Source organism: Streptomyces sp. P1-3 (genome assembly GCF_050613155.1).
Lineage (GTDB): Bacteria > Actinomycetota > Actinomycetes > Streptomycetales > Streptomycetaceae > Streptomyces.
In genome coordinates, this window is sequence record NZ_CP192512.1 from 6,848,480 (window position 1) to 6,874,886 (window position 26,407).

The 26,407-nt window shown below is 71.7% G+C and carries 19 protein-coding genes and 1 pseudogene; 7 read left to right on the forward strand and 13 right to left on the reverse strand.

Annotated features, from left to right (window positions below):
- Window positions 1-51: 51 nt before the first annotated feature.
- From ACQUSR_RS29295 to ACQUSR_RS29305, 3 genes are all read right to left on the reverse strand, one after another.
- Window positions 52-1,773, reverse strand: a complete 1,722-nt coding sequence (locus tag ACQUSR_RS29295) for an acyl-CoA dehydrogenase family protein (protein WP_431045636.1) — start codon at window positions 1,771-1,773, stop codon at window positions 52-54.
- A gap of 140 nt (window positions 1,774-1,913) precedes the next feature.
- Window positions 1,914-2,471, reverse strand: coding sequence for a PadR family transcriptional regulator (locus ACQUSR_RS29300; protein WP_431045638.1), 558 nt, complete (start codon window positions 2,469-2,471; stop codon window positions 1,914-1,916).
- Between the two features lie 248 nt (window positions 2,472-2,719).
- Entirely contained in the window at window positions 2,720-3,490 is a 771-nt protein-coding gene (locus tag ACQUSR_RS29305) for a hypothetical protein (RefSeq protein ID WP_431045640.1), read from the reverse strand.
- 288 nt (window positions 3,491-3,778) lie between these two features.
- Between ACQUSR_RS29305 and ACQUSR_RS29310 the strand changes: the two genes are divergently transcribed.
- The 4 genes from ACQUSR_RS29310 to ACQUSR_RS29325 all read left to right on the forward strand — a co-directional run bounded on the left by ACQUSR_RS29310 (window position 3,779) and on the right by ACQUSR_RS29325 (window position 7,746).
- A complete protein-coding gene (locus ACQUSR_RS29310; RefSeq protein ID WP_431045642.1) occupies window positions 3,779-4,411 on the forward strand; it encodes a hypothetical protein in 633 nt (210 codons plus the stop codon).
- A gap of 7 nt (window positions 4,412-4,418) precedes the next feature.
- Window positions 4,419-4,877 carry an RrF2 family transcriptional regulator gene (locus ACQUSR_RS29315; RefSeq protein WP_431045644.1) on the forward strand — a complete coding sequence of 153 codons (459 nt, stop codon included), beginning with the start codon at window positions 4,419-4,421 and terminating at the stop codon, window positions 4,875-4,877.
- Window positions 4,878-5,046: 169 nt separating this feature from the next.
- Window positions 5,047-6,288 (forward strand): acyl-CoA dehydrogenase, encoded by a 1,242-nt coding sequence (locus tag ACQUSR_RS29320; protein WP_431045646.1) that lies wholly within the window; start codon window positions 5,047-5,049, stop codon window positions 6,286-6,288.
- 189 nt (window positions 6,289-6,477) lie between these two features.
- A complete protein-coding gene (locus ACQUSR_RS29325) occupies window positions 6,478-7,746 on the forward strand; it encodes a DUF3533 domain-containing protein (protein ID WP_431045648.1) in 1,269 nt (422 codons plus the stop codon).
- Window positions 7,747-7,780: 34 nt separating this feature from the next.
- On the opposite strand, the gene ACQUSR_RS29330 is transcribed toward ACQUSR_RS29325, so the two are convergent.
- Genes ACQUSR_RS29330 through ACQUSR_RS29345 form a run of 4 tightly spaced genes read right to left on the reverse strand, consistent with a single transcriptional unit; the run spans window position 7,781 to window position 16,806 of the window.
- The gene (locus ACQUSR_RS29330; protein ID WP_431045650.1) at window positions 7,781-8,962 is read right to left on the reverse strand and encodes an acyl-CoA dehydrogenase family protein; all 1,182 of its coding nucleotides are present in this window, start codon (window positions 8,960-8,962) and stop codon (window positions 7,781-7,783) included.
- Window positions 8,959-9,474, reverse strand: coding sequence for an SRPBCC family protein (locus ACQUSR_RS29335; RefSeq protein ID WP_431045652.1), 516 nt, complete (start codon window positions 9,472-9,474; stop codon window positions 8,959-8,961). The genes ACQUSR_RS29330 and ACQUSR_RS29335 overlap by 4 nt, the downstream gene beginning before the upstream one ends.
- Before the next feature lie 34 nt (window positions 9,475-9,508).
- Complete coding sequence (locus tag ACQUSR_RS29340; RefSeq protein WP_431045654.1) at window positions 9,509-10,297, reverse strand: thioesterase II family protein; 789 nt, start codon at window positions 10,295-10,297, stop codon at window positions 9,509-9,511.
- The gene (locus ACQUSR_RS29345) at window positions 10,294-16,806 is read right to left on the reverse strand and encodes a beta-ketoacyl synthase N-terminal-like domain-containing protein (protein WP_431045656.1); all 6,513 of its coding nucleotides are present in this window, start codon (window positions 16,804-16,806) and stop codon (window positions 10,294-10,296) included. The genes ACQUSR_RS29340 and ACQUSR_RS29345 overlap by 4 nt, the downstream gene beginning before the upstream one ends.
- Window positions 16,807-17,170: 364 nt before the next feature.
- Here ACQUSR_RS29345 and ACQUSR_RS29350 point away from each other — a divergent pair, with 364 nt between their 5' ends.
- The gene (locus ACQUSR_RS29350; RefSeq protein WP_431045658.1) at window positions 17,171-19,540 is read left to right on the forward strand and encodes an immune inhibitor A domain-containing protein; all 2,370 of its coding nucleotides are present in this window, start codon (window positions 17,171-17,173) and stop codon (window positions 19,538-19,540) included.
- 257 nt (window positions 19,541-19,797) lie between these two features.
- Here the strand turns inward: ACQUSR_RS29350 and ACQUSR_RS29355 are convergent, their stop codons facing one another.
- The 4 genes and pseudogenes from ACQUSR_RS29355 to ACQUSR_RS29370 form a co-directional block, all read right to left on the reverse strand.
- Complete coding sequence (locus ACQUSR_RS29355; RefSeq protein ID WP_431045660.1) at window positions 19,798-20,997, reverse strand: DUF2786 domain-containing protein; 1,200 nt, start codon at window positions 20,995-20,997, stop codon at window positions 19,798-19,800.
- Between the two features lie 129 nt (window positions 20,998-21,126).
- A pseudogene (locus ACQUSR_RS29360) lies at window positions 21,127-21,514 on the reverse strand (ATP-binding cassette domain-containing protein); the annotation flags it as partial.
- Between the two features lie 34 nt (window positions 21,515-21,548).
- Entirely contained in the window at window positions 21,549-22,451 is a 903-nt protein-coding gene (locus ACQUSR_RS29365; protein ID WP_431045662.1) for a DUF4097 family beta strand repeat-containing protein, read from the reverse strand.
- Between the two features lie 109 nt (window positions 22,452-22,560).
- Window positions 22,561-23,088, reverse strand: a complete 528-nt coding sequence (locus ACQUSR_RS29370) for a toxin-antitoxin system HicB family antitoxin (protein ID WP_431045664.1) — start codon at window positions 23,086-23,088, stop codon at window positions 22,561-22,563.
- A gap of 330 nt (window positions 23,089-23,418) precedes the next feature.
- Here ACQUSR_RS29370 and ACQUSR_RS29375 point away from each other — a divergent pair, with 330 nt between their 5' ends.
- Window positions 23,419-23,571 carry a hypothetical protein gene (locus ACQUSR_RS29375; protein WP_431045665.1) on the forward strand — a complete coding sequence of 51 codons (153 nt, stop codon included), beginning with the start codon at window positions 23,419-23,421 and terminating at the stop codon, window positions 23,569-23,571.
- Between the two features lie 84 nt (window positions 23,572-23,655).
- On the opposite strand, the gene ACQUSR_RS29380 is transcribed toward ACQUSR_RS29375, so the two are convergent.
- Both ACQUSR_RS29380 and ACQUSR_RS29385 read right to left on the reverse strand, forming a co-directional pair.
- Entirely contained in the window at window positions 23,656-24,462 is an 807-nt protein-coding gene (locus ACQUSR_RS29380) for a polyphosphate polymerase domain-containing protein (RefSeq protein WP_431045667.1), read from the reverse strand.
- 65 nt (window positions 24,463-24,527) lie between these two features.
- Window positions 24,528-25,190: a DUF4956 domain-containing protein gene (locus ACQUSR_RS29385; protein WP_431045669.1), complete on the reverse strand. Its 663-nt coding sequence runs from the start codon at window positions 25,188-25,190 to the stop codon at window positions 24,528-24,530.
- A 168-nt stretch (window positions 25,191-25,358) separates the two neighbouring features.
- Here ACQUSR_RS29385 and ACQUSR_RS29390 point away from each other — a divergent pair, with 168 nt between their 5' ends.
- Window positions 25,359-26,342: a LysR family transcriptional regulator gene (locus ACQUSR_RS29390; protein ID WP_431045671.1), complete on the forward strand. Its 984-nt coding sequence runs from the start codon at window positions 25,359-25,361 to the stop codon at window positions 26,340-26,342.
- Window positions 26,343-26,407 lie beyond the last annotated feature (65 nt).

Genomic DNA, 26,407 nt, shown 5'->3' on the forward strand with positions numbered 1-26,407 from the left:
GCTCCGCTGTTACGGCGCCTTCGCTGTCGCGCCGTTGCTATCGCACGGCTGTCAGGGAGCCATCTCGTAAGCCCCGGACAGCGCCTCGACACGGTCCCAGACGCGCGCCGAGCGGGCCTCGTCGACGATCGGGCGCCGGACCGCGCCCAGCGCCCAGCGCTGCTGTTCCGCGGTGGCGGAATCCTTGCCGTGCAGCTCGACGGCGTACGCGGAGAAGTCGCGTACGAGGACGGCGAACAGTTCGTCGAGCACATCCTCCTCGCAGCCGGTCAGACGCGCCTGCTCCAGGATCAGCTGGCCGTGCACGACCAGCGCGAACAGCTGGCCGACGGCCAGGAGCAGATCCAGGTCGCGGCTCTGCTCCTCGCCGGGGGCGGCGGTGGTGACGAACTCGCACAAGGCGTCCGCCTGCTCCCGGAAGCGGCCGACGTTGGGCACGTGGGCATAGGCCTCGTACGCGGTGCGCCAGTCGTGGAAGCGCACGGAGCCCAGGCCGCGGGCCGGTCCCTGCCGGAACAGGAAGTCGTCGTCCGCCGCGTCGAGGCGGGTCGGCACGGGCGGGTACTCGGCCGGGTTCAGCAGGTGGTTCCGCATGAACTTGAGGATCAGCGCGAGATTGACGTGGACCGTGCCCTCCAGCTTGGGCAGCCCCCGGATCTCGGAGGCCGCCTGGGCGAAGTAGGTGTCCTTCTCGAAGCCCTTGGCGGCGATGACGTCCCACATCAGGTCGATCACCTTCTCGCCCTCCGTGGTCACCTTCATCTTCGTCATCGGGTTGAACAGCAGATAGCGGCGGTCGTCGGGGCCGGCGGAACGGAAGTAGTCGACGGCGCGGTCGCTGAACAGCTTCATCCCGACGAGGCGGACGTACGCGTCGGTCAGCTCGCGGCGCACGTGCGGGAAGGCGGTGACGGGCCGGCCGTAGAGGATGCGGTTGTGTGCGTGGGTGACGGCCTCGTACATCGCGTGCTCGCAGATGCCGATCGAGGCGGTGCAGAGGTTGAACTTGCCGACGTTGACCGTGTTGAGAGCGGCGTCGAAGGCCGCACGGCCGGTGTGCAGTACGTCGTCGGGACCGACCGGGTAGTTGTCGAGACGGAACTCGCTGACGTACTTCGAGGAATCGACCACGTTCTTCACGAGGTGGTACGCCGGGTGGCGGCTGTCGGCGGCGAAGAAGACATAGCCGTCGGGGCCCTCGACGTCGGTGCGACGGCCGAAGACGGAGACGAGTCCGGCGGCGTTGCCGTTGCCGATGTAGTACTTGGAGCCGGTGGCCCGGAATCCGCCGTCACCGTCGGGCTCCAGCAGCATGTCGGTGGAGTAGATGTCGGCGCCGTGGGCCTTCTCTGACAGGCCGAAGGCGAACACCTCGCCCTGGGAGAGGAGTTCCGCCGCGCGGGTGCGAGCGGCGGCGTTGTCGCTCTGCCAGACCGGGCCGAGGCCGAGGATGGTGACCTGCCACGCGTACCAGTAGTCGAGCCCGTAGAAACCGAAGATCTCGTTGAGGGCGGCGATCCGGGCGGTGTCCCAGCGCTTGTCCTGCTGCCCGTCGGCGGCCGAGGCCGGGGTGAGGAAGGCCGCGAACAACCCCTCCTTGGCGGAGAAGGCAAGGAACTCCGCGAGCCACGCGCGGGAGCGGTAGTCCTCGATCAGCTTGCGCTTGCCGCGGTCCTCGAACCAGTCGACGGTGGCGCGCAGCAGCCTGCGGGTCTCGGGGTCGAAGTGCGCCGGGTCGTAGGTGCGCGGGTTGAACAGCAGCGGGTCGGCCATGGCTGGTCGCCTTTCCGGCTCGGGGTTGCGGGTTGTGGGCCGCGGAGGTTCAGGTGGTGGAGAGATTGGGGCAGTGAAGGATTCAGGCAGGTGAGAGTGCGTGGAGCGGCTGGGGCGGACGAGTGGCTCGTCGGCACCCTTCAGCGCTCGGGATGGAGCCGGTGGAGCGTGGCGAGTACGTCGTCGAGCCAGGCGAGCGTCATCCGCTCGTACGCGATGCCGCCGCGGAGCACGACGTGCTGGAGCTCCTGCCCGGCGCTGAGCGTTGGGGGAGCCTCGGGTCCGGTGAAGTCACGGCGCTCACCGGCGAGATAGTGCGCGAGCCGGTCAGTGTGCGTCTGATGGTGCCGCTCGACCTCGCGGATCAGCGCGGTCGGGTCGTCGAAGGCCGCGCCGCGGATCTTCACGGCGAGCTCGTGCCGGACACTCTCGGGTTCGATCGGTTCATGCAGCCACTCGGAGAGGGCGGCCCGGCCGAGGTCGGTGACGGAGTACTCCCTCTTGTCCGGCCGGGCCTGCTGCGGCACCTCGCGGGCGTCGATCCAGCCGTCGCCCTCCATGCGCTTGAGGACGCGATAGATCTGCTGATGGGTGGCGGTCCAGAAGTAGCCGATGGACCGCTCGAAGCGCCGGGCCAGCTCATAGCCGGAGCCCGGCTTCTCCAGCAGAGAGACGAGGATCGCGTGCTCGAGCGCCATGCCCTGATCCTCCTATGCAACTCGTTGCATAACAAGAGGTGCCACCCCGCTGAGGCGCAGCTCACCCCCGGCGGCCGGCCCGGCCCGCGGCGGACTCGGCCCGCGGCGGACTCGGCCACGCGCCTGTCGGCGGCCGAGCGCGGTTCAGGGCCACCTCAGGTGTGCTGCCTGGGGTGGCCCTGAGCTGGGATTTCGGGGCGTTCTGTGGTTTCGGGGCGTTACGGTGAACGCTCAGCCGCGGTCTGTCTTCAGCGGGTGAAGTTCGCCTTCAGCGCCTTCAGCCCCTCGATGTCCCACGGTGTGTACTGCCCCCCGTGCTGCTTGGCGCGGGTCACGCTGCCGCCCTTCCCCCTCCCGTAGCCCCCGTTGGGAGAGCACATCACCGGCGTGTCCTTGCTGCTGTTGGTGACGCACTCGTACGGGTCGGCGGTCTTGTCGGCGTCCGGACCGTCCACATTGGGGTGGTTCAGGCCTATCGAGTGCCCCACCTCGTGGGTCACCGCGTTCGCCAGGATCCACGGTTCGAGCTTGCGGTCCGGCATCCAGTACTCACTGTCCATCCAGATCCAGCCGCCCCACGCGCTGCGGTTGCCGCTCGCCGAGCAGGGCCACGCCCGGGACATCCCCGGCTTGCCGTCGAAAGGCCGGTACCTCAGCCCCACCACGATGACGTGGCGCTCCGCGGAGGAGCAGGCGGTCTCCGGGCTGTGGTAGGCGTCGGACACCGTGAACTTGGTGCCGGTGATCGAGGTCAGCTGGGCGGCGCTCTTCTTCAGCAGCGTCCGCAGCTGGGCTTCGGCGGCCTTGTTCTGCGCGGGGGTGAGCTTGTCGTCCGCGGTGGGCTTGACGAGCCGGATGACATACGGGTCGGGGCTGAGCGACTGGATGCCGTGGTGCGTCGAGATCCGCCACCCGGTGCCCTGGTAGACGTCTCCCGCGGCGTGTGCCGGGGCGCTGCCGAGGGCTGCCAGGCTCGCGGCAGCGGCGACAACGCCGAGAGTACGGCCGATCTTTTTCATGGTCGTGATCCCCCTGAATGCGACTAACACGCACCTGCGCGCATTAGTTCGATCGAACGGTAGTCACCGGGCAACACCCGACGCAAAACGGCGCCCTGGGACATCGAGAGCTCCATGGGGCAAGTCATCCCCCGTGCGACCAGCCAGTCCGCCGTAAAGTAGCCCGGCGAAGCGTCTGCCAGCCGTGACGAGGGGATCAGCGTGGGAACGTCCGGGACAGCCGGAATAGACGACGAGGCCGCACAGGGAGTCGTGGACCCGAGCCCCACTCCGCCCACACCACCACGCGTGCTGAACACCCTGCTGTGGGCTGTGGCGATTCCGCTGGTGACCGTGGTGGGCGCGGTCCTCGCCCAGGTCTCCTGGCTCCTGTGGATCGGAGCCGGCATCGGGCTTATCGCGGGGGCGGCCGCGGCCATCGTGGCCGGCGGTGTCTGGCACCGTGCGGGCGCCGCGACCCTCGCCGCCGTCGCCACCTTCGCGCTCGGGCTCTTCTCCGGGCCCACACTGTACGAGGCATACGCCAAGCGGTACGGCGAGAAGGTCGACGCCCTGGTGGCCGACACCGGAAACCGGGTCAACGCCAAGGGGACCGAACTCGACGTCTGCCGCGTGGTCGACACGTCGGGCGAGGTCCAGGACCTGTCCAATCAGCAGAACTGCCACGGCCAGTTCAAGCCGAAGCAGCACATCATCCTGTTCAAGGACCCGCTCGGCGCCTTCAAGCCCTGGGCGGAGGCCACGGACGACCGCGGCGTCGACGCTGTGAGCCTGTCGGCCACCGGCGGCCTTCTCGTCGTCACCACGTCGACCCTGTTCTACGCCGGGATGCGGCGACGCTCCAGCCAGGAGATGGACGCGAAAAAGCTCCGCAAGTACGGGCCTCCGCGGCGATCGGCCGAGTCGAGTGGTGCGGGATAATGCGGCCATGCGGATCTCGGCCAGGGCGGACTATGCGGTACGGGCCGCACTGCAACTCGCGGCGGCTCCGGACGCGGGGCCGCTGAAGGCTGAGGCGATCGCGGACGCCCAGAAGATCCCGCACAAGTTCCTCGAAGGCATCCTCAACGACATGCGCCGCGGCGGGCTCGTCCGGAGTCAGCGCGGCGTCAACGGCGGCTACCGGCTGGCCAGGCCGCCGGAGTCCATCACCGTCGCGGACGTCATCCGCGTCGTCGACGGGCCGCTGGTGTCGGTGCAGGGGGTGCGTCCCCCCGAGCTGTCGTACGCCGGCCCCGCCGCGTCGCTGCTCCCTCTGTGGATCGCCTTGCGGGCCAACGTCCGCCAGATCCTGGACGGCGTCTCGCTCGCGGACGTCGTTTCGGGACATCTGCCCGCCGCGGTCGAGGCTCTCGCCGACGACCCGGCCGCCTGGACGAACCCCTAGCGCCTGCGGCAGCCGTTCCGGTCGCTGAGGCCGGCGCTGTCCGACTGGTGGATCGGCCTTGCTCGCGGATTACGGAGCAGCAAGAATCCCTACTAATCCAGTAGGAAAAATAGGGAATATGCGAGGTGGCCGTGAGAACGCTCATTCCGTCTCGGCTCGGAGAACAGCGGTGAGCGGCGGCGCGACGGACGAGGCCGCCGTCGCCGAGGGCTTCTGGATGCGGGTCGCCTACGAACTCGGAGACGACCTCGCGGTCGACGCGCTCGACCGCGATCGGGCCGGCAAACCACCGTTCGACGAGGTGATGCGGCTCCGTGAATCCGGACTCCTCGCCGCCCTCGCACCACCCGGGCCGACGGGTCAGGGAATGCACTGGCAGGAAGCCTGCGCCATCGTCCGCCGGATCGCCGCCGCCGACGGATCGATGGGCGAACTCCTCGGCCGCCACTACGCCCTGTCCTGGAGCGCCCGGTTCTTCGCCGCCCCGGAGCACGCGGCCGCTCTGGAAGCCATCGCGATGCGGGAGCAATGGCTGTGGGCGGGCGACATCGGCTCCTGCGGCACAGACGGTGCTCGCCTCGCGCGCGAAGACCCACCCCTCGCCCTCGTTCCCGCCGCCGACGGATATCTCCTCCGCGGCGGCCGGGCCCTGGCCACCGCGGTGAACCTGGCCGACCGGCTGGCACTTGACGCGGTCTGTACCGACACGAACGAGTCACTCGTGGTGGTCGTGGACCCGCGTCACCCCGGCGTCGCTCGCGACCCCCTGCACGACCGGCTCGGCCAGCGGCTCGCGGGGGCCGGCAGTGTGCGCTTCGAGGACGTTCCGGTCGGCGCGGACCAGGTGCTCGGCATCGCCGTGCGTGACGAGCACGCGGCCACACCGTTCGCCACGCTCGCTCCGCCCGCCCTGAGGCTCATGCTGGCCCATGTCGCGCTGGGCATAGCCGAAGGGGCGCTGGCGGAAGCCAAGGACCTCAGCCATGCGGCATCCCATGTTCGGCCGGCGGACGGCGCGGACGCCGGTGCCCGAACGGGCGGTACCGCCCCCGGCACGGACGCGGATCTCCTTCTGGCCTATGGAGAACTGGTTCTGGCCGTGCACACCGCGTCGGCGGTCGTCGATCGCGCGACGGCCGCCATGGCGCGCGCCCTCCGGGTGGGACGGGAACTGGATCCCGAGCAGCGCGAGGACTCGGCCGCGCTCGTGGCGGCGGCGGAGGCCGTGACCACCAAGGCGGCTCTGCTCACGGGTGAACGAGTCGTGGAACTCACCGACGCCGAAGGCCTGGACCGGTTCTGGCGCAATGTCAGGGTCGTGGTGGGGCGCAGCCCTACCGCCCGGACACTGCGTGCCATCGGGGACCACTTCCTGAACAGCGTACGCATCCCTTCGGCACCGTGGATCTGATGCGAGCCCCTGGGATCGGCTCGGGCCGCCGCTCCCGTACTGCAACGGGGGGAGGGAAGGCGAGGCGTGTGACTGCTTGTGGCGGTGCGGGCCTCATGCTGACGTCTCGTGCGGTCGGGACACGACCGCTCGAATGGCCGCCCTCACCCGCTGTTCGGTCCTCGCACCGCCCGGAACGTACGGAGAACCATGGCCGAGCCCGCCGCCCCTCAGGCCAGTGCCGCGACACTGCTGCGCCGCCCCAAGCTGTGGCTGATCCCCACGATCCTCACGGGACTGCTCGCCTTTCTGCTGTCCCTGCTCTACATGGGCGGCATCGTCAACCCCCACCGGGACCTGCGCGACCTGCCCATCGCCCTCGTCAACGACGACACCGGCAAGCCGCCGGCCGGGCAGAAACAGAACCTCGGCGCACAGATCACCGCCGCCATCGCCGCCGACACCGCGGGCGGCAAGGCCGAGTGGCGCACGCTCACCCACGGCCGGGCCGAGGACCAGCTCGACTCCGGCAAGGTCTTCGGCGCCCTCGTCGTCCCGGCCGGCTTCACGGACTCCGTCACCGCGCTCACCACGGCGGGGGCCACGCAGCGGCCGACGATCACCGTGCTGACCAACCCCGGCAAGGGCAGCCTCGGCTCCTCCCTTGCCAGTCAGATCACGACCCAGGCCGCCCACCAGGCGTCCCGGTCCATCGGCGAACAGCTCACGGCAGCCGCCGGCACTCGGGCGAGTTCCACCGCGCGGCTGCTGCTCGCCGACCCGGCGAACGTCGTCACCCGGGTCGGCCACCCGATCGGCACCCGCAGCGGCCTCGGCCTGACCGCCTTCTACTACGCCCTGCTGCTCGTGCTGGCCGGGTTCATGGGGGGCAACGTCATCAGCAACGGCGTCGACACCGCCCTCGGCTACGCCGACAACGAGATCGGCCCCTGGCACACCCGCCGCCCGACCGTGCCGATCGACCGCACCCAGACGCTGCTGCTGAAGATGGCCATGACCGCGGGCATCACGCTCCTCAGCGCCTCACTGGTGATGCTCGCCTGCGTCGCCATCCTCGACATGGACACCTCCCACCTGCCGCTGCTGTGGATCTACTCCTACTGCGCGACCCTCGCCGTCGGCCTGGGCGTGCAGGCCATCAACGCCGCCTTCGGCGGGGTCGGTCAGCTTGTGTCGATGTTCGTGTTCATCGTTCTGGGCCTGCCATCGTCGGGCGCGACGGTGCCGCTCCAGGCGGTCCCCGACTTCTACCGCTTCCTGTCCCACTTCGAGCCCATGCGCCAGCTCAGCGACGGGGTGCGCGCGATCCTCTTCTTCGACGCCCGCGGCGATGCCGGCCTCACCCGCTCCTGGATCATGATCGCGATCGGCTCGGCCCTCGCCCTGCTCTTCGGCTTCGCCATGACCGCCTACTACGACCGCAAGGGCCACAAGCGCCTCACGCCGCAACCCACCTGACTGTGCACCCAGCCCCTGCGGGCCCATCCCTTCCTCACAGCAGGTGGACGACGGGGTCGCCGCCGCACAGGTCGGCTCCGAGGATGTGCTGGCCGAGGGCCGGCAGGATCATCCCGTGGCGGGTTCCGACCTCGCAGTCCCGCCAGAGTCGCTGAATCGGATTGGTCTCGGCGAAGGCGGCGGCGCCCTGGGCGTCCAGGAGCAGCTCGATGGCCTCGCGGCTGTGGCGCAGGGCCCAGCCGCAGTCCATACGGATCCGGGATCGCTCGGGCGCGGGCAGGAGCTGACCGCGTTTCGCGTGGTCGTCGGCCACGTCCGCCGCCCGCAGCAGGTGGAGTTCGGCGGTGTCGACCTTGGCCTGGGCCTCGGCGACCTGGAGCTGGACGATCGGCGAGTCGCGCAGGCGTTCCACCACGGTGAAGGTCATGCGCTTGCCGGACCTGACCTGGTCAAGCGTCAGTTCGAGGGCGCCCTTGGCCATGCCGACGAAGGCGCCGACGACGTAGAGGATCATCGCCGCCGCGAAACCCGAGCGGTAGAGGTCACCCTCGACATCCGGGAGCACGCGGCCCTGGTCGAGTCCCGCCACATCCAGGACCCTGTGCCGAGGGATGAAGAGGTCCCGTCCGACCAGCGTGTTGCTGCCGCTGGCGCGCATCCCGGCCATGTGCCAGGTGTCCCTGACCTCCAGTTCGCTCATCGGGACCAGCCCCAGGCCGGGAGCCGCCGGTCCTTCATCCCGGAACACGGGAATCCCCACCAGGGCCCAGTCGGCGTGCAGGCAGCCGGTCGCGTAGGGCCATTCTCCGGAGACCCGCAGGCCGTCGCGGTCGGGCTGCGCCTGGGACGGCAGGGACACCACGGAGCAGAAGCGCGGTTCCTGACCGGCGGCCCAGATCTCGTCCGTGGCCTGCTTCGGCAGCAGGCTGGCCATCCATTGGCAGGCGGACATGATGCTGATCGTCCAGCCCGTGCTGCCACACCCGCGGCCCACCTCGACGGCTGCCCTGGCGAACACGGACAGGCCGCGCTGCTGACCGCCGTAGGCGGCGGGGCGGCTGGCGGAGAACAGGCCCTTGTCCGTCAGCGCGGCCAGCACCTCGTCCGGGAGCCTGCGCCCGCGTTCCGCCTCGGCCGCCATGGAGCGCAGCGGCGGGACAAGGGACGCGGCCCCTTGGACGAACGCCTCGTCGCTTGCGCTCAGGTGGGCGGTCATGCGCGTCGACCTCCTTGATCGGCACCCTTGTCGGTGGCCGGATGGACGATGTGTCCCGCGGGGCGCGCGGGCGGTTGCTGTCCGGTGGCCTGCCGTTCCGCGTGGGCGGACAGCTCCTGTACGAACTCGTTGAGGAAGTCCTCCATGTAGTGGTGCCAGTGGCGGCCGCGCCCGGGCACCTTGACGTGGAAGGCCAGGTCCCAGCGGATCCGGCCCGCGCTCACGGTCCCGCGGCCCTCATAGCCGAAGAAGGGCAGGCCGGACAGGAGCCGGTAGCGCAGCAGCCGCGGGGGCTGTACCTCGACGATCTCGGCGCGGGTGGTACGGCCCCTGAAGGCGAAGCGGCGGATGGCGCCCGGGCCCTCCCGGTCGCCGGCGCCCTCCCGTTCCAGGCTGAAGGCGTCGACGGAGGAGCACCAGTCGGGCCAGGTGGCGCCGTTGGCGATGAGCGCGAAGACGACTTCCGTCGGTGCCGCTGTGGTTGCCGAGGCCGTGACGCGGTGTTTGAACATCGACCCTCCTGGACGCGGTGCTGCCAACGGGGGGTTACGGCTGGTGGGGCGTGGCGAGGTGGGTGCCGAGTTCGGCGGCGAGGTCGCCGAGCAGGGGCGGCGGCTGCTTCAGCACTGAGAAGTGACCGCCGGGATGGACGTAGGAGCGCAGCGGGAGAACGGTGTGCTGCTGCCAGTACGGCGCCTGCGCGGGGGTCACCAGGGTGTCGTGCTCGGCGGTGAAGGTGGTGATCGGCAGCGGCAGGGGGTGCACCGCCGCCGACGTGTGGCCGCCGTAGAGCCTGGCGTCCGCGCGCAGGATGTCGCGTATCAGTTCGGCCAGTTCCGGATCGTCGGCGACGTCGGACGGTATGCCGCCGAGTCGGCGGTATGCCTCCAGCGGGTCGGTCTCGTCGAGTCCGTACATCATCCGGGGGCCGTCCCACCGCGAGGGTGCGGGGGCGGCCGAGGCCAGCAGCGCCACGGGTAGTCGCGTCTGCGCGCGGTTGAGTGCCTGGGCGCACTCGTAGGCGAGCAGGGCGCCGGCACAGTGTCCGAAGAAGGCGAAGGGCAGGTGCGGATGGTGTCGTGCCAGGGCTTCGCACAGGGGGTCGGCGATGTCCTGGACGCGGATGGCGAAGGGTTCGCCGATGCGGTTCTCACGTCCGGGCAGCTGTACCCCGACGACCTCGACCGCGTGGGGAAGCCCGGCCGCCCAGCGGGCGTACGGCGCGATGCCTCCACCGGCGTGGGGGAAGCAGTACAGGCGCAGGCGGGCGTCGGGCTTGGCGGGCAGGGGCAGGAGCCAGGTGTCCGGACGCGAGCCCAGGTGGTCGCTGCTCATGCCGGCTCCCCACTTCCCGCTGACTCTCCACTTCCCGGTTCCGACGGCAGCGCGGCCGCGTCGCCCGTGGCCCCCGCAACGGGTCCGTCGGCCTGGCGGGCGAGGTGTCTGGCCAGGAGCCTCGGGGTCGGGTGGCGCCAGACGGCCGTCGTGGACATGGTGGCCTGACCTCCGGTCGTCACGCGCTGGCGCAACTGCACGGCGCCGAGCGAGTCCAGTCCCATGGTGATGAAGGGGGAGTCGGAATCGATGCGGCTGGGCCGCCTGCCCAGGATCTCGCCGAGCTGTCCGCGGAGGAACTCGGTCCAGATGCTCTCTCGCTCGGCCGCCGACGCCCGGGCCGGCAGCGCAGGCAGCGGCTGAGCCGTCCCGCCAGCCCGCTCCGCGGCCGGCGGCCGGGGGAGCGCGGCGAACAACGGCAGTGAGGCCAGGGCCGGTTGGTCGGCGAACCAGTGCTCGGTGTCTGGTCGGAAGACCCCGACCTGGGTGAGTTCGTGGTCCAGTACGACGCCCATGGCCTCCAGGGCGTCCTCGGGGTCGAGGGCCGATTGGCCGCGTTCCTCGTACGAGCGGGCGAGCGCGCTGCCGGCCCACAGGCCCCAGCCGATGCTGGTGGCGGGCAGCCCCTGCGCCCGCCGCCAGGCGGCGAAGCCGTCCAGCCAGGCGTTGGCGGAGGCGTACGCGGCGAGGCCCGGCATGCCGATCAGGGCCGACAGGGACGTGAAGTTGACCCACCAGTCCAGCGGCCGTCCCGCGCTCGCCTCGTGCAGGTGCCAGGCCCCCGCGGCCTTGGCCTGCCAGGTCGGTTCCAGGTCCGCCGGCTTCAGGTCGGCCACCAGACGGTCATGGAGCGTGAGCGCGGCGTGCAGTATGCCGCGCAGCACGGTGCCTCCGGCCTCGGCCCGCGCGACCAGCCGCCGCGCCGTGCCGGGGTCGCCGATGTCGCCCAGGACGAGGTCGACCGCGGTGCCCGCGGCCCGTAACGCGGCGATCGCCCGGGCGGCGTCGGCGCCGGGCGCGGAGCGGCCGTTGAGGATGACGCGCCCGGCGCCCTGGGCGCTGAGCCAGTCGGCCGCCCGCAGCCCCAGCGCACCGAGTCCGCCGGTGATGACGTACGCCCCATCCGGCCTGGCCAGAGGGATCGTGTTCGGTGCCACCACCGCGCTGACCGGGCCCCGCGGCATCTCCAGGTACGTGCCCGCCGCCCCGTCCGTGAGAGAGCAGGCGTGTCCGGCCTCCGCTGCCTCCAGCAGGGGGATGCCGGTCAGGGAGGGCGGGGCGAGTGTCCTGGCGGCCGCCTGAGCGATGACGTACCCCAGCGTTTCACCCGCGGCGGGCGCGGTGCGGGATCGGGGCGGCCGCGTCCAGTCCACCGTCAGGACCCCGGCACCGGCCGGCAGCGCTGACAGGTCGAGCGTCGCGGTGGAGCCCGGAGCATCCGGGGCGGGCAGCAGGAGCGTGCCCCCGTCCGCCAGCGCGCTCGGGACGCCGACGCCCGAGGCCGGGGCAGTGGTGTGCATCACGGCATGGCACACCCGGCCTCCGGTGACGCGGGCGATTTCGGGGAGGTCGGCGTCGCCGCTGCCGGTGCCCACCACCACGACGCCGCGCTCGGCCAGCTCGCGACGTGCTCGATCGCTGCCGGTCGTCGCCAGGACGCGGGCGCCCAGGGCCCGCGCGACGGCGATCGCCGACCGTCCCGCGGCGTGGTCGGCGTCGTGGACCAGGAGGAAGTCGTCGGCGCGGAGGCCCGCCTGAACGCGGAGAGAGTGCCAGACGGCGGCGGTGACGGGCAGGGCCAGCGCCTCGGCGTCGCTGAGCGCGTCAGGCACGGCCGCGGCGTCCGCCGCGTCGAGGACCGCGTACGTCGACGCCGGACCGGATGCCCAGCCCGTCACCCGGTGCCCCGCGCGCAGCGCGCCTGCCTCGCCGCCCGCGCGGGTCACGACGCCCACCACCGGGTGGGCTTCCCGGCCGTCTGCCGGTGGCGGGCTCGCTGTCGGCGCGGCCGCGTGCACGCGTATCTCGACCTGCCCCGTGCCGGGCGGCCGCCGCCGTACGAGCATGGGTTGGACCGTGTCGGGACGGGCCGCGGGCGCGCCGGCGGCGACGGCGAACTCCATGGCCGGCGCGACCTTTCGACGGGGCCGATGGTTCCAGGTCCCGTCGTGCAGCGGGGTCGGGGTGATCTGGGCGACCGACCGGGCACCGGACCGCCAGGCGACCGCGCTCACGTCCTGGTCCGCGGCCATCTCCGCCGCCAGATCCTCGGCATCCGACGTGTCCGCGCCGAGGTCGACGAGTGTGGCCCTCAACTCGGGATGCTCCCAGCGCAGGACGTGGACGACCCCTGTGACCCCGGCCTGGCCCAGGTCCGGCGCCTCACCCGGGCACACGGTCTGGGCCCCGCGGGCCACCGCCCACAACCGGGGAGCGGGGCCGCCGCCGGCGCGGACACAGGCACGGGCGACCATGGCGACGAGTCCGGCCGACCCGACCGCGCGACGCGGCGGCGCCTGGTGGGTCTCCGCCCGCGGCAGCATCAGCACCACGCCCCGCCGGGGCCGACCGCGTGCGGCGGAGCGGGCGAGCGCCTCCGCCACCTGGGCCTCCAGGGCCGCGAAGCGCTCTTCCTGGTCCTCTGCCGCGCCGGAGCGGTCAGCGGTGGGCACCGCCAGTCGGTCCACCTGAGCGCCGGTGTCCAGGAGCAGGTCCGTGAGCCGTCCGGCCAGGCCATCATGGGGCGCCGCGCACACGATCCAGTCCCCGCCCGCACCATCGCCGGTGTCGTCAAGGGGCGACGGTACCCAGGACAGTTCGTGCAGCAGCGGATCGAGTCGCCGGGGGCCGCGCGCGTAACGCGCGAACCGTACGCCGGCCGCCTCGGCGACGACGGCGCCCTCCGAGTCCACCAGCCGGAGAGCACCCCGCAGGCCGCCGTCCGCGGCGGGGGCCAGCCAGGACTCGCACCGTGCCGCTCGGGCGGGGTCCGCGACGATCCGCAGTGCGTCGATCCCGACGGGCAGCGGGGCGATGTCCAGGGCGGTGTGGGTGCGCATCAGCGCGGCGCTCAGCGTCTGGAGGCACGCGTCGAACAGGACGGGGTGCAGGTGGAAGCGCCCCGCGGCACGCACGTGGCCGGGCATGTCCAGTCCGGCCCGGGCATGGACGCGAGGACCGGCCGCGGTGATCCGCACATCGCCGGGGGCCGGAAGCGCCGGACCACGGCGGACGCCGCGCCGCAGGAACTCGTCCCGGAGCATGTCCGCCGTGACGGATTCCGTGTGCGTCTCGTCGGCAGCGAGGCCGCCGGGGTCCGACGTGGCGCCGAAGTCCGTGTCGGGACCGAAGCCGTGGGCTGCTTCGGCAGGGGAGGAGGGCAGGATCTCCGCCGTCGCGTGCACGATCCACTCGCCGGTGCCCGCGTCGTGCGTGCGGATCTCGCAACGCAGTGCCCCGCCGGCCGTGGGCACGGCCGTGACGCACACCCGGGTCGACGGGCCGAGCACCAGCATCTGCTGTACGCGCAGGTCGCCGATCCATACGTCGGTGGCCGTGCGGTCCAGCGCCTGACAGGCCGCCGCGATGGCCATCTCGGCCAACGCGGCCACCGGAAGAGCCGCGTCACCATGCACTTCCTGGGCGGCGACCCACGGCTCGGTGCCGGTTGCGAGGTCGAGCTGCCAGAGGTGCCCGGTGGCGGGTGGGGGCAGCGCCACCCGCGGCCCGAGGAGCGGGTGCCGGCCAGGGGAGCCGACGACGGACGAGTGGTCCGGGTGCGGCGGTGGAAGGTCGATCCAGTGACGCTCGCGGCGCCACACGGTCACCGGTAGGTCCACGAGCCGACCGGAGCCGTACAGCGCCTGCCAGCCGACCGTCAGCCCGTGGGCCCAGACGGTGGCCAGCGCGCGGCGCAGCGCGGCAGGTCCGTCGTCGTCGCGCGACAGCGTGCCGATGACCAGGGGTTCCGGGCTGTGCTCAGCCAGCGTGCCGCAGATCGCGGAGACGAGCACGGGGTGCGGCGAGATCTCGATGAAGACGCTGTGCCCGTCCGCGGCGGCCGCCGTGACGGCATGGTGGAACCGGACGGGCCTGCGGAGATTCCCGACCCAGTACCGGGCGTCGAAGGCCACCGGGCTCCGGCAGTCGTCCAGGACGGTGGAGTAGAACGCGGGGCGGGCGCTGCCCGGTGCGTCGGGCGCGGCCCGCACGCAGGCGAGGCGGTCGGCCAGCTCCGCCAGGATCGGGTCGACCATCGGGGAGTGCGAGGCCACGTCGACCTCGACCATGCGGGCGGGAACCTCCCGTGCCGTCCAGCCCTCCACGAGGTACCGGACCGTCGCCGTCGCGCCGGAGATCACCGTGGAGTGCGGGGCGGACAGCGCTGCCACCGAGACGTCGTCGTGCGCTGCCAGTTCCTCCCTGATCCGGTCCTCGTCCAGGCCGACAACGGCCATCGCGCCCCGGCCGCTGAGCCGTGCCATCAGCGCGGAGCGTCTGCAGACCACCCGGACACCGTCGTCGAGTGACAGCGCGCCGGCCACGACGGCCGCCGCCACCTCACCCATCGAATGCCCGATGACCGCCGCGGGTTCCACCCCCTGCGCCCGCCAGCACTGCGCGAGCGCCACCTGCATGGCGAACAGCGCGGGCTGGACCTTCGCGATATCGGTGACGCCGCCAGGGTCGGTCAGCGCCTGGCGCAGGGAGAAGCCCGACTCGCCCGCCACCAACGGCTCCAGAGCGTCGATGACCGCGGTGAAGGCGGCGTCCACGTCGAGCAGGGAGCGTCCCATCGCCGGCCACTGGCTCCCCTGGCCGGGGAAGACCCATACCGCTCCCGGCCCCGTGCCGGCGCGCGCTGTGCCCCGGACCGCGCTTGCGGGGTGGGGCGGCCCGCCCTCCGCCGCCAGGCGCAGCTGCCGTACGACACTCTCCCGGTCGTCGGCGACCACGGCGAGCCGCTCCCGCGCGGGCGAACGCCGCATGGCCAGGGTGTGCGCGATGTCGTCCAGCGGGGCCGGGCCGCTGTCGTCGCGGAGCCGGTCGGCGAGCCGGTCCGCGAGCCGCGCGGCTGTCTCGGCCAATGCCTCACCGGTGTGCGCCGAGACGGCGAACACCCTCGGCCCCGCCCCGTGGGCAGATCTCGGACCTGGCGCGGGTGCGTCGTGGCTCTCGACGATGACGTGTGCGTTGGTCCCACTGAACCCGAAGCTCGACACCCCCGCGAGCCGGGTGGGGGAGTGGACCGGCCAGGGCATGCGGTCGACGGGCACGAACAGCCGGGACCCCGTCGCGTCGATCCGCGGGTTCCACCGGGTGAAGTGCAGCGTCGGGACCACGGTCGCGTGCTGTACGCACAACACCGCCTTGATCAACCCGGCGACACCGGCCGCGGCTTCGAGGTGCCCGATATTGGACTTGAGGCTGCCCAGGGCACAACCGCCGGTCCCACCGGCCCCGTACACGTCGGTCCCACAGGCCCCGTACACGTCGGAGAGCGCGGAGAACTCCATCGGATCGCCCACCGGCGTGCCGGCGCCGTGGGCCTCCAGCATGCCGATCGCGGAAGGATCGACACCGGCGGAGCGCACCGCGCTGCGGAGCAGGGCGCGCTGGGCGTCGGCCGACGGCGTGGTCAGGCCGTTGGACCGGCCGTCCTGGTTCACCGCCGAGCCCCGGATGACAGCCAGGACCGGGTCGCCGTCCCGGCGGGCGTCCTCCAGGCGCTTGAGCACGACCAGTCCCGCGCCTTCGGCACGTACGTAGCCGTCGGCCTCGGCGTCGAAGGGGCGGCACCGGCCGCGTGGCGAGAGCATGCCCCAACGCGAGTACGACAGGCCGGGCTCGGGCACCACCATGGCGTTGGCGCCGCCCGCGAGCGCCAGCGCGCAGTCGCCCGAACGCAGGCTCTGGCAGGCCAGGTGCACCGACACCAGCGCCGATGAGCACGCGGTGTCGACGGCCATGCTGGGCCCACGGAGGCCCAGCAGATAGGAGATCCGTCCGGCCGCTGTGGAGTGCGCCGTACCGGATGACGTGTACGCCTCGATGCCGTCGAACCGTCCCGCCATGCGCAGGAGATAGTCCGAGTGGCACAGACCCGCGAACACCCCCACTGCCCGGCCCTCCAGCGAGCGCGGGGGAATGCCCGCCCGTTCGAGGGCCTCCCAGGCCAGTTCCAGGAGCATCCGGGCCTGCGGGTCCATGGCATCCGCCTCGCGCCTGGAGATCCCGAAGAACTCGGCGTCGAATCCGGCGATGTCGTCGAGGAAGCCGCCCCAGCGGGAGACGGTCCGACCGGGAACATCCGACTCGGGGGAGTAGAACGCGTCCACCGCCCATCGGTCGAACGGGCCTTCCCTGACCGCGCCCCGACCGCCCGCCAACAGGTCCCACAATTCACCGGGCGTCGTTGTCCCGCCCGGCAGGCGAACTCCCATGCCGATGACGGCGATCGGCTCGGCGGGAGCACATGAGTCTCGCGGAGGGAGATTCCGGGGCAACATCACTCCTCATCAAGGATCACGCTGATGCGTCGAGCCTGACGGTCAGAGGTGCGCGCCGAGCCGAGTCCGGCCCGGGCGGCATGCTGGCATTTCGGAACGTAGGAGAAACGCAGAAGAATCGTTTCGGCACTGGGATCACTGGGATCACTGGGATCACTGGGATTGTCGCGGCGTGATCGCCCCTCGTCCACGGCGCCTTTCGAGCCAGACACGGGCACCGAAGTTCGAGCCAGGTACGGGCGCCGAACGCGTCTGCCCCGACCTCCGGCCAGGTGGGCATACGGGCCGCCGCCTAGGCCTATCCATCACCTGTCACATGTGAAATATTACTGCGCGCCCGGCGACTCAATCGAAGGGATCCGTCATGTCGCGCAGACTCACGGCGGCAGGAGCAGCGATAGCCCTCGCGCTCCTCGCCGCCCCCGCAATCGGCGCCCAGGCGCTGGCCGCCCCCGCACCGGCCGCCGCCGCTCCGCCGGAATCCGCCGGCCACCCGCAGGACGCCGGCCACGGGCACGGCGCCGAGGCCCCGCCGCCGCCCAGCCGCCAGGAACTCCAGCAGCAGGCAGTGCGCCGGCAGGCCCTGGAGCAGGTGGCGGCGGGACGCGTCAGCAGCACCGCCGACGGCCGCCTCCCGCAGCGGGTCAAGGTCGGCAAGCGCTACGTGGAACTCGCCCAGGAACGCAAGGACAAGGTCTTCGTCATCCTCGCCGAGTTCGGCGAGCAGGTGGACAACACGACCGAGTTCGAGGGCAAGCCCCGCTTCGGCGGCGAGCCCGGTCCGCTGCACAACTCCATCGACAAGCCCGCAAAGGCCGACAACCACACGGTCTGGCGCAAGGACTTCAACCGCGCCTACTACCAGCAGCGGTTCTTCAGCGACAAGGCCGGCGCCGTCAGCCTGCGCAACTACTACCGGTTGCAGTCCTCCGGCCGGTACGACATGGACGGCCATGTCACCGACTGGGTGAAGCTCCCCTGGAACGAGAACCGCTACGGCACCGACAACTGCTCCGAGTCCGGCCAGTGCCGCACCAACTGGGACCTGGTGCGCGACGCCACCAACGCCTGGTACCACTCCGAGCGGGCCAAGGGCCGCACCCCGGCCGAGATCAAGGCCCAGCTCGCCGAGTACGACGTGTGGGACCGCTACGACTTCGACCGCGACGGTGACTTCGACGAGCCCGACGGCTACCTCGACCACCTGATGATCGTGCACGCCGGGAAGGACCAGACCTGGGGCGGCGGCAAGCAGGGCACCGGCGCCGTCTGGGCGCACCGCTGGTTCGCGTACTGGAACCAGGCAGGAACCGCGGGCCCCCAGGACAACAGGAACGGCGGCACCCCGGTCGGGGAGTCCGGGATCTGGGCGGGCGACTACCTCACCGGCGGCGAGAACAGCGGGGTCGGCCTGTTCGCTCACGAATTCGGCCACGACCTGGGCCTGCCGGACATGTACAGCTCCGACGGCGACAACAGCGTCAACTTCTGGTCGCTGATGTCGTCCGCCTCCTACCTGGCCAAGGGCCGCAACACCACCGGCGAGTACCCGGGCGACCTCGACGCCTGGAGCAAGCTGCAACTGGGCTGGCTGGAATACACCGAGGCCGACGCGGGCCGCAAGACCCGGGCTCTGCTGGGTGTGTCCGGCTACAACACCGAGGACCCGCAGGCGCTCATGGTGCACCTGCCGCCGTCCACCACCTCCACCGACCTGACCGACCCCTACGAGGGCGGCAGCCAGTGGTGGAGCGGCGCCGGTGACTACATGGACAACACGCTGACCCGCACCGTCGACCTGACCGCCGCGAACGGCCCGGCCCGCCTCGACGCCAGGGCCTGGTACGACACCGAGGAGGGCTACGACTTCCTGACCGTGGAGGCGTCCACGGACGGCGGGGTGCGCTGGAGCCCCCTGACCGGCACCGTCGGCGGACGGCCCATCCCCGCAGGCGGAATCTCCGGCTCCTCGGGCGGCTGGACCGAGCTGAGCGTGTCGCTGGACGAGTTCACCGGCCGGAGCGTGCAGCTGCGGCTGCGGGCGACATCCGACAGCAACACCCACGGCAAGGGCGTCACCTTCGACGACATCCGCATCACGGCGGGCGGCACCGAGGTGCTGCGCGACGGCGCCGAGCAGGGCGCGAACGGCTGGAGCGCCGTCAAGTGGTCACGTACCCAGGGGCGTACGGGCACCGCAGAGCATCCGCGGGCGTACCTCGTGGAGAACCGCCGCCACACCGGGTACGGCGCCTATCTCAAGACCGGCCCGTACAACTTCGGCTGGACCGGCGACGCCGCCCACCCCGAGAAGAAGGAGACGGTGGAGTTCTACCCGTACCAGGAGGGCGTGCTCATCTGGCTCTGGGACACCGCGTACAGCGACAACACCACCAAGGCACATCCGGGCAAGGGCATGCTCCTGCCGGTCGACGCGCGGCCGCAGGCGCTGCGGTTCGCGGACGGAACCGCGGCCAACGCGCGGGCGCAGACCTTCGACGCGCCCTTCTCGCTCCGGCCGAGTGACGAGATCCTGCTGCACCGCGCGGGAGTGCCCGCGGTCATCCCGGAGCGCCCGGGCGTGCCGGCCTTCGACGACCACACGGGCGTGTACTGGAACGAGGAGCTGCCGCAGGTCGGGGTGAAGGTGCCGGACACCGGGACCAGGATCGCGGTGGTGAAGGAGGCCCAGGACGGCCGGCTGACCACCGTGCAGGTGAGCCCCTCGCGCTGATCCGCCGATCCGTCGATCCGGCCCCGGCGGGGGGACGGCGGCGCCGGCCGCGGGGAGGGCAGCGGTGTGGTCACGCCGCCGCCCTCCCCGCGCCGGCCCGGGCGGGCGACTGGCACGGCGCGCCATGATCGCCTGCGGGTGGGGACGCCACGTCCCGAGGACCGGCACGTCCCGAGGACCGGCACGTCCCGAGGACCGGCACCTCCCGAAACCCATGGCCCAGATCGGGCTCGGACCGTGCTGCCACCGGACACCCGCTACGGCAGCGAGGTGCGGTCCGCCGCGGCGGTGCCGTGGGCCCAGCCCTCCGCGTCACGGCACTTGAGGCGGTGTGCCGTGGTGTCCGGGAACATCCGCTCTGTCGCCTCACCCACGGCCACCTCGCGGGCCGCGAGCACGGGCAGGACGTGGCCGGTGGTCATGGCCTGCTCGGTCACCTGCCGTGTCGCCGCGGCGAGGCGGTCACGTATACGGCCCGCGTAGGCGATGAGGAAGGACTCACGGAAGTTCCGGGTGCGGCGGGCACGGCCGCGCGCGTGGTGGTCGTCGGCGGCCTGGCGCATCGCGGTCGTGGCCTGGAGCAGGAGGGAGGCGTAGAGCAACTCGACGTGCTCCAGGTCGGCCTCGAAGCCGACGACCGTCGAGAAACCGAGCTCGCTCGCCCAGACAGCCTGGCAGCGGTTGGCCTCCGCCACGGCGTCGAGCAGCAGGGCCTTGGCCGATTCGTACGGGGCGTCGACGCCGATCCGGCAGGCCCCGGGGCCGCCGCTCGCGTCGGTCTCGATCAGCGCCTCGTCGATGCTGTACCGGGCCATGAGCTCCTGCGCCTTGGCGGACAACGCCTCCGCCTCCTCGGGATACGACGTGGACTCGGCCTTGGCGAGCAGCGCGCGGACCCGCCCCAACATGCGCGGCTCGCCACCCGCCCGCCGTTCCGCCGGCCGCCCGAGCGGCATGATCCGGGGCAGCCGCCCGATCAGCCGCAGTACGTCGAGCACGCACGACGCCGTCTCGAACCGGCTCGTCGGGCGCTCCCACCGGGCGAACCCGTCCAGATACGCGCCGTCGCCGTCCCACCACACCCGCGCGTCCAGCTCACGCAGCTGCCCCGCCCAGCGCGCGTCCGTCCCCCGCGCGGGCTGCCGCCGCGCCTCGGCGGCGATCATGTCGGTGATGAACCGGGCCGGGCCGGCGCCCCGCTCCCTGCGGACGATCCGCACCAGGTCAGCGGGTTGCCAGCCGCCGTCCCAACACCGCCGCACGTGCCGCTCGGCGACCGCGACCACCCTCAGGCTCACCGCCTCCCAGCCCCCGGGGGCGGTGGTGAGGGCGGAGGCGGCGATGTCGAGCGCGTCCTCAAGACCGTCGTCCGGCGCCGACCGCACCGCGGACAGCGCGGCCTCCACAGGGTCGGGCTCCCGCTGCCCCTGCTCTTGCCGTGCGCTTCGCTGTCCCATGTGACTCTCTTCTCCCTGCCGGTGCGAGACCGATTCTCCCTTGTCTCGCTGTGGGAGAGTGCGGTGTGCTCTCGGGAGCGATGGCCGGCCAGGGGTGGGTCAGCGACTGGGCGCGCGCTCGAATGCCTCGATCACCCGTTCCGCCGCTTCGAGGGTTTCCTCATCGGCGAACCGCAGCCTGATGTGCCCACCGGGGATGCGGTCGGCGACGAGCTCCCTGACGATCTGCCACATCGTGCGGCGGCTGCGCGGGTCGAGGCCGGGGGTGGGCTCGTCGAGGAAGGTGACGCGTGGGCTGCCCACAAGAGTCATCGCGAGGTCGAGCCGGCGCAGCATGCCGCCGATCGCCGACCGTACTCCCTTGGCGTCGCGCCCCAGATCGTGCCCGGCGACGCTCGCCCGGCCGTCGTCCGCGGGGGCCGAGCGTGGACAGGATCTCGACCACGGGTGTCCTACCGGCGCCGTTCGGGCCGAGCAGGGCGAAGATCGTTCCCTCGCCGATCCTCAGGTCGATCCCGGCATCAGCAGGAGGAGGGGCGTGGCGTGCGCTGTCACTCCGTGTCGGAGAGAACCGTCTCGGAGAGAACCGTGTCGGACAGGAGCGGGGAGCGCCGGATCACGATGTCGCCGAACTCCGTCTGGGCACGCACCTTGACGGTACGGTCGGACGGTTCGGGCTTGTCGGAGGGTTCCAGGAGGTTGTGCACACTGCCGTGCGCGGAGTGCGCGTCGATCCAGGCGCTCGTGCCCGCGCGGATGCCGACATCGACCGCGCCACCACCGGACTTGAGCGTGACGGTGCCGCCGGCGACCTCCCTGAGGTGGACCTGGCCGAGGGTGGTGCTGGCCTCGACCGAGGCGTGGGCGCGGTCGATCACGATGTCGCCCGCGGTCGTGTCGGCCCGCACGTCGCCGGTGACGTCGCCGACCGTGACGGTGCCGGCCCAGTTCTTGATCACCGCGGTGCCGTCGATCCTGCGGACACGTACCGTGCCGCCCCCGCTCGTGACGTCGGCCGGGCCCGCCACACGGTCCACGGCCACGTCGCCGCCGGAAGTGTCCAGGTGGACCGAATCGGCCCGGTCGACCCGGATGGCACCGAGGCCGGTCTGGAGCCGGCATTCGCCGAACCGGCCCTCGCAGTGGAATCCCCCTACCGCCGCGGTGGCTTCGAGCCGTGAGCCCGCGGGCAGTGTGACCGTCACGTCGACCGACGCGCCCTTCTTGCGGCCGTAGCCGAGGTAGCCGCGCTGACGGGGAGCCTTGATCAGGAGCCTGCCGTTCCTGAACTCGATGTCGGTCTGCTCCGCCGCCTCCACGTCGATCGACTTGGACGCGTCGGTGGGCTGGACCTCGACGACGGTATGCGCGGCGTCCCCCGCGATGAACTGGGCGTCGCCGACCACGAGGTCGAGGCTGACGGAGATGGCTCCTGGGGTGTCGAACCTGGGCATGGCGAATCCGCTCCTGACGGGGGCCGTTGGTGGCCTCTCCGGCACTGAAGGGGGGAGAGGCGTGGGGTGGTTGTGGGCTCGGGGCAGGGGAGGGGTGGGGCCGGTGCGCTCAGTGCGACCAGCCGGTGTACCGCCTGCCGCTGCGATCGGCGCGTCGGCCGGGAAGCTGGTCGCGGTCGGCCTTGTCCAGCGCTGCCGCCATGGTGCGGACGATCCACGCGTTCGTCGAGAGCTCCTCGTGATCGGCTGCCTGCTCGGCCCGGCTCTTGAGGTTCTCGGGGAGACGGAGATTGATCCGCGTCATCGCTCCGTTGTCGGCATCGGGTGGCGTGATCGGTTTGGCGGGTGGCTTGGGGGCTTTGACCTCGTCGGCCCGCTCCTCGGCGGACCAATCGGCCGGCGGCGTCACGACGAAGTCCGGGACGTCCCTGCGCAGCCGCAGATCAACTGATCCGGTCCCCAGTTCGCGCGTGATTTCCTCCGCGGCGACCGACAGGGCGTCCAGCAGCGTGAGCCGGATCGCCGACTCCAACGGGCGGCTGAGACGGTCGGTCAGCTCCGTCGCCTCCTGGCCAATGGCCTCGGCGGCGACCGTGAACTCGTGCCGGAGTCTGCCGACATAGGCTTCCAGGTCCATGGCCTCACTGTGGCACCACTGTGGTGCCACGTCAAGCTGTATGGCACCATGGTGGTGCCGGTATAAGTTTGAAGTGATGCCCCCAAGTCTCCGGGTGAGTGGTGCCATCGCCGGGTCCTGAGTGGTGCCACCTTCGGTGGGGCTCGGGGCGTCGCCCTCCGGCCGTGCGCCGTTACGGCGCCGCCGCATTCCGTATCTGCCGAGCGGGGTCGAACGGCCGCCGCAGGGCGGTCCGCGGCGACCGTGTCAAGGCCGGGCCAGGTGAATCGGCGGCGGCAGAAACGTCAACAAGACGCCACATGCACCTACTTCTTGTCGTATGTTGAACGGGTGAGCATACGTGACCTGGAGCCCCGATCTCCGTCCACACTGGCGGAGAAGATAGACAGCGTGCTGGCGATACTGATCATCATCGGTATCGCCTACGGGGCGTATTGGCTCGTCTCAAGCCTCGCCTCGTCCTACATAGGGTTCTTCACCTGACGGGCCCGTAGGCCCCGCTCCCGCCCCCCAGCCTGCACCCCCGTGGGCATCGGCCCCGTGTGGTGAGGGGCGGGACGGCCGCAGTCAGCCCCCGAAAGCGCGCCGCGCCGCGCGGCGCCAGCGGTTGGCGGGCAGGGCGGGACGCAGCGCCGCCAGCGCCCCGCAGTACTTGGTGAACACGGCCGGCCGCACCCCGTGGGCGTGCAGGAAGTGATCCGCCTCGGTGAGGTGACCCGCCGTCTTGACCTCTACCAGGACCAGGCCGGTGTCGCAGTTGACCGCCCGGCCGGCGCGTACGTCGCGGCAGATCAGCGCCGCGTCGCAGGTGACGCGTTCGCCGTCGGCCACCAGCGTCGCCCGCCGGTAGTCGGTGGTCAGCGACGGGTGCAGCCGGTCCGGGGGATCGATGCCGTACGCGTCATGGAGGACGGTGGCCAGGAACTCCCGGAACGGGGCATCGAGCGGGGTGGCCGCGCCGGTGAGAGCCCGCCGTTGTTTGACGGTCTCGCCCCGACCGCCCTTGAGCTTGATCTCGAAGTGCCGTTCCCCCGAGTCCTGGTACACCCGCTCACGGAGCTTGAAGCGCAGCCGGCGCCCCTGGCGGTGGTCGTGGAACGAGCGGAGCCCCGGGGTGTCGTAGTAGACGGAGTGGTAGCGGAACCAGCGCTGTCCGTCGATGGTGAGCGCCCGGAAGGGCCCCTGCGGGCGCCGCTCGTCGGTCAGGTGCGCGGCGAGCGCGGTGAAGACCTGGGCGGGTACGAGGTAGCAGCGGTCCACCCGCGCCATCAGGGCGGCGCGCTGGTTGACCTCGGCGAGGGAGATGGGCCGCGCCGTGTGGATGGGCTCGCCCACGGCGTCGAGGTCCCGCGCCGTGTGGAGGGGCTCGCTCACGAGGTCCCCGCCCGCGGAGTCCCCGCCTAATGGGTCGAGGTCCCGCGCCGACGCCGTCGCCGGGGTCACGCGGCCTCCCACGAGCGTGCGGGCCGGTGCGAGGGAGCCGGACGCTCGGCGGTGGAGTTCCCGGCCGCGGGCTGCTCGCCATGTGCGGCGTCCTCGCCCGGTGCGGCCTCGCGGTAGCGGACGTCGACGACGGTCAGGTCGCGCACGAAGTCGACCTCCATGACCGTCCAGTTGAGGGGTTCGCCCAGGCGCCGGGCGAGATCGGCGCGCAGGTCGGCCGGATCGCTGTGGACGGAGTCGAGGGTGACGACGGTGCGGCGGGAGCGCGCGAACAGGCGCGGGTGGTCGGATATGTAGACGACGAGCAGCAGCAGGCCGGCGAAGGCCGCGGCGAAGCCGAACTCAAGGTGGGTCAGACCGCAGATGAGACCCAGCACCAGGGTCGTGAAGTAGTACGCGACCTCCTCGTGCTGGACCGAGTCGGAGCGGAGCCTGATGATCGACAAGACGCCGAAGAGGCCGAAGCCGAGCGCCATGCCGCCGTTGCCGCCGACCCTGGCCAGCGCCGCGACGACCGCGAAGAGCGCGACGTTCAGGGCGAGATAGGCCGGCACGAGATCACGGCGCCGGTGCCGCGGGTAGTACACCGCGAAGGTCAGCACGGACACGGCGGTCAGGTCGAGGGCCAGGCGCGCGGCGAGCTGGGTCGAAGACTCCATGGACTCCCTTTCGGTAGTGGGTCGACTACAGACCGTAGGAAACTCTAGGTAAACGTAGGGTAATCGGATGGTGAACAACACGACTTCTTAACTCGGCTTGGCGGCCCTTCGATCAGCCGAAGAGTCGTGGGCGTGGCCCCAGATGGGCAGGTTCCATAGCCTGGCGGCATGGACATCGACACTCGGTTGCTGCGCTACTTCGCCGCGGTGGCCGAAGAGGGAAACCTCACCTATGCCGCACAACGGCTCTTCGTGGCGCAGCCGACCCTGACCAAGCAGATCAAGCAGTTGGAGAGCCGACTGGGCGTGGAGCTGTTCACCCGGTCCCGGGCCGGCATGGCCCTCACCGAACCGGGCCGGACCCTGGCGGAGCGGGTGCCCGCCCTGTTGGCCGACTGGGACCAGGTGCTACGGGCGACCAAGAGCACGGCCAACCGGGCGGCCCGCGTGCTGCGGGTCGGCTTCCTGGCCAGTGCCGCCAACGAGGCCACGCCACGCATCATCGCGGAGTTCACCCGCCGCCAGCCGGGCTGGAAGGTCGACATGCGGCAGGCCGCCTGGTCGAACCCGACCGCCGGGCTCTCCGCCGGAGACGTGGACGCCGCTGTGCTGCGGCTGCCCTTCCCGGGGCAGGACGCCCTGCGCGTGGAGGTACTGTTCACCGAGCCTCGGTGGGTCGCGCTCCCCGCGACCCACCCGTTCGCCGCACGCGACCGGATCCCCTTCGCGGACCTGTGGGATGAGCCGTTCGTGGCAGCCCCACCCGAAACAGGAGGGTGGCGGGACTACTGGCTGGCCACCGACGAACGCGACGGCCGCCCGGTCCGCATCGGCGCCGTCACCGAACACCCCGACGACTGGCTCAGTGCGATCGCCAACGGCTACGGCATCGCCCTCGCCCCCGAATCCTCCGCCCGCTTCTACGCGCGCCCCGGCATCACCTACCGACCCGTCAGCGGTGTCAGCCCCAGCCAGGTCGGCGTCGCCTGGGCACCCGCTGACGACGCCGATCCCGTCGTCCAGGCCTTCGTCCGCTGCTGCCTGAACAGCAGGCAGCCCCAACACGACGAGACGATCCCGAGCGACGATGGGAGGGCGGCTTCCCCCGGCTCCTGGACACCCGGAGACGAGGCGCGGTTCGACCGAGGCTGAGAGCCCGCCGCCAAGGGGCATGCCCCGCGGCCGGCGCGGCCGGTCGTGGTGAGAGGCTCCGCCGT

Excerpts from the sequence above, each read along its gene's own strand:
- ACQUSR_RS29295 (WP_431045636.1), bottom strand. The coding sequence starts at position 1,773 with ATGGCCGACCCGCTGCTGTTCAACCCGCGCACCTACGACCCGGCGCAC.
- ACQUSR_RS29300 (WP_431045638.1), bottom strand. The coding sequence starts at position 2,471 with ATGGCGCTCGAGCACGCGATCCTCGTCTCTCTGCTGGAGAAGCCGGGC.
- ACQUSR_RS29305 (WP_431045640.1), bottom strand. The coding sequence starts at position 3,490 with ATGAAAAAGATCGGCCGTACTCTCGGCGTTGTCGCCGCTGCCGCGAGC.
- ACQUSR_RS29315 (WP_431045644.1), top strand. The coding sequence starts at position 4,419 with ATGCGGATCTCGGCCAGGGCGGACTATGCGGTACGGGCCGCACTGCAA.
- ACQUSR_RS29325 (WP_431045648.1), top strand. The coding sequence starts at position 6,478 with ATGGCCGAGCCCGCCGCCCCTCAGGCCAGTGCCGCGACACTGCTGCGC.
- ACQUSR_RS29330 (WP_431045650.1), bottom strand. The coding sequence starts at position 8,962 with ATGACCGCCCACCTGAGCGCAAGCGACGAGGCGTTCGTCCAAGGGGCC.
- ACQUSR_RS29335 (WP_431045652.1), bottom strand. The coding sequence starts at position 9,474 with ATGTTCAAACACCGCGTCACGGCCTCGGCAACCACAGCGGCACCGACG.
- ACQUSR_RS29340 (WP_431045654.1), bottom strand. The coding sequence starts at position 10,297 with ATGAGCAGCGACCACCTGGGCTCGCGTCCGGACACCTGGCTCCTGCCC.
- ACQUSR_RS29345 (WP_431045656.1), bottom strand. The coding sequence starts at position 16,806 with ATGTTGCCCCGGAATCTCCCTCCGCGAGACTCATGTGCTCCCGCCGAG.
- ACQUSR_RS29350 (WP_431045658.1), top strand. The coding sequence starts at position 17,171 with ATGTCGCGCAGACTCACGGCGGCAGGAGCAGCGATAGCCCTCGCGCTC.
- ACQUSR_RS29355 (WP_431045660.1), bottom strand. The coding sequence starts at position 20,997 with ATGGGACAGCGAAGCGCACGGCAAGAGCAGGGGCAGCGGGAGCCCGAC.
- ACQUSR_RS29365 (WP_431045662.1), bottom strand. The coding sequence starts at position 22,451 with ATGCCCAGGTTCGACACCCCAGGAGCCATCTCCGTCAGCCTCGACCTC.
- ACQUSR_RS29370 (WP_431045664.1), bottom strand. The coding sequence starts at position 23,088 with ATGGACCTGGAAGCCTATGTCGGCAGACTCCGGCACGAGTTCACGGTC.
- ACQUSR_RS29385 (WP_431045669.1), bottom strand. The coding sequence starts at position 25,190 with ATGGAGTCTTCGACCCAGCTCGCCGCGCGCCTGGCCCTCGACCTGACC.
- ACQUSR_RS29390 (WP_431045671.1), top strand. The coding sequence starts at position 25,359 with ATGGACATCGACACTCGGTTGCTGCGCTACTTCGCCGCGGTGGCCGAA.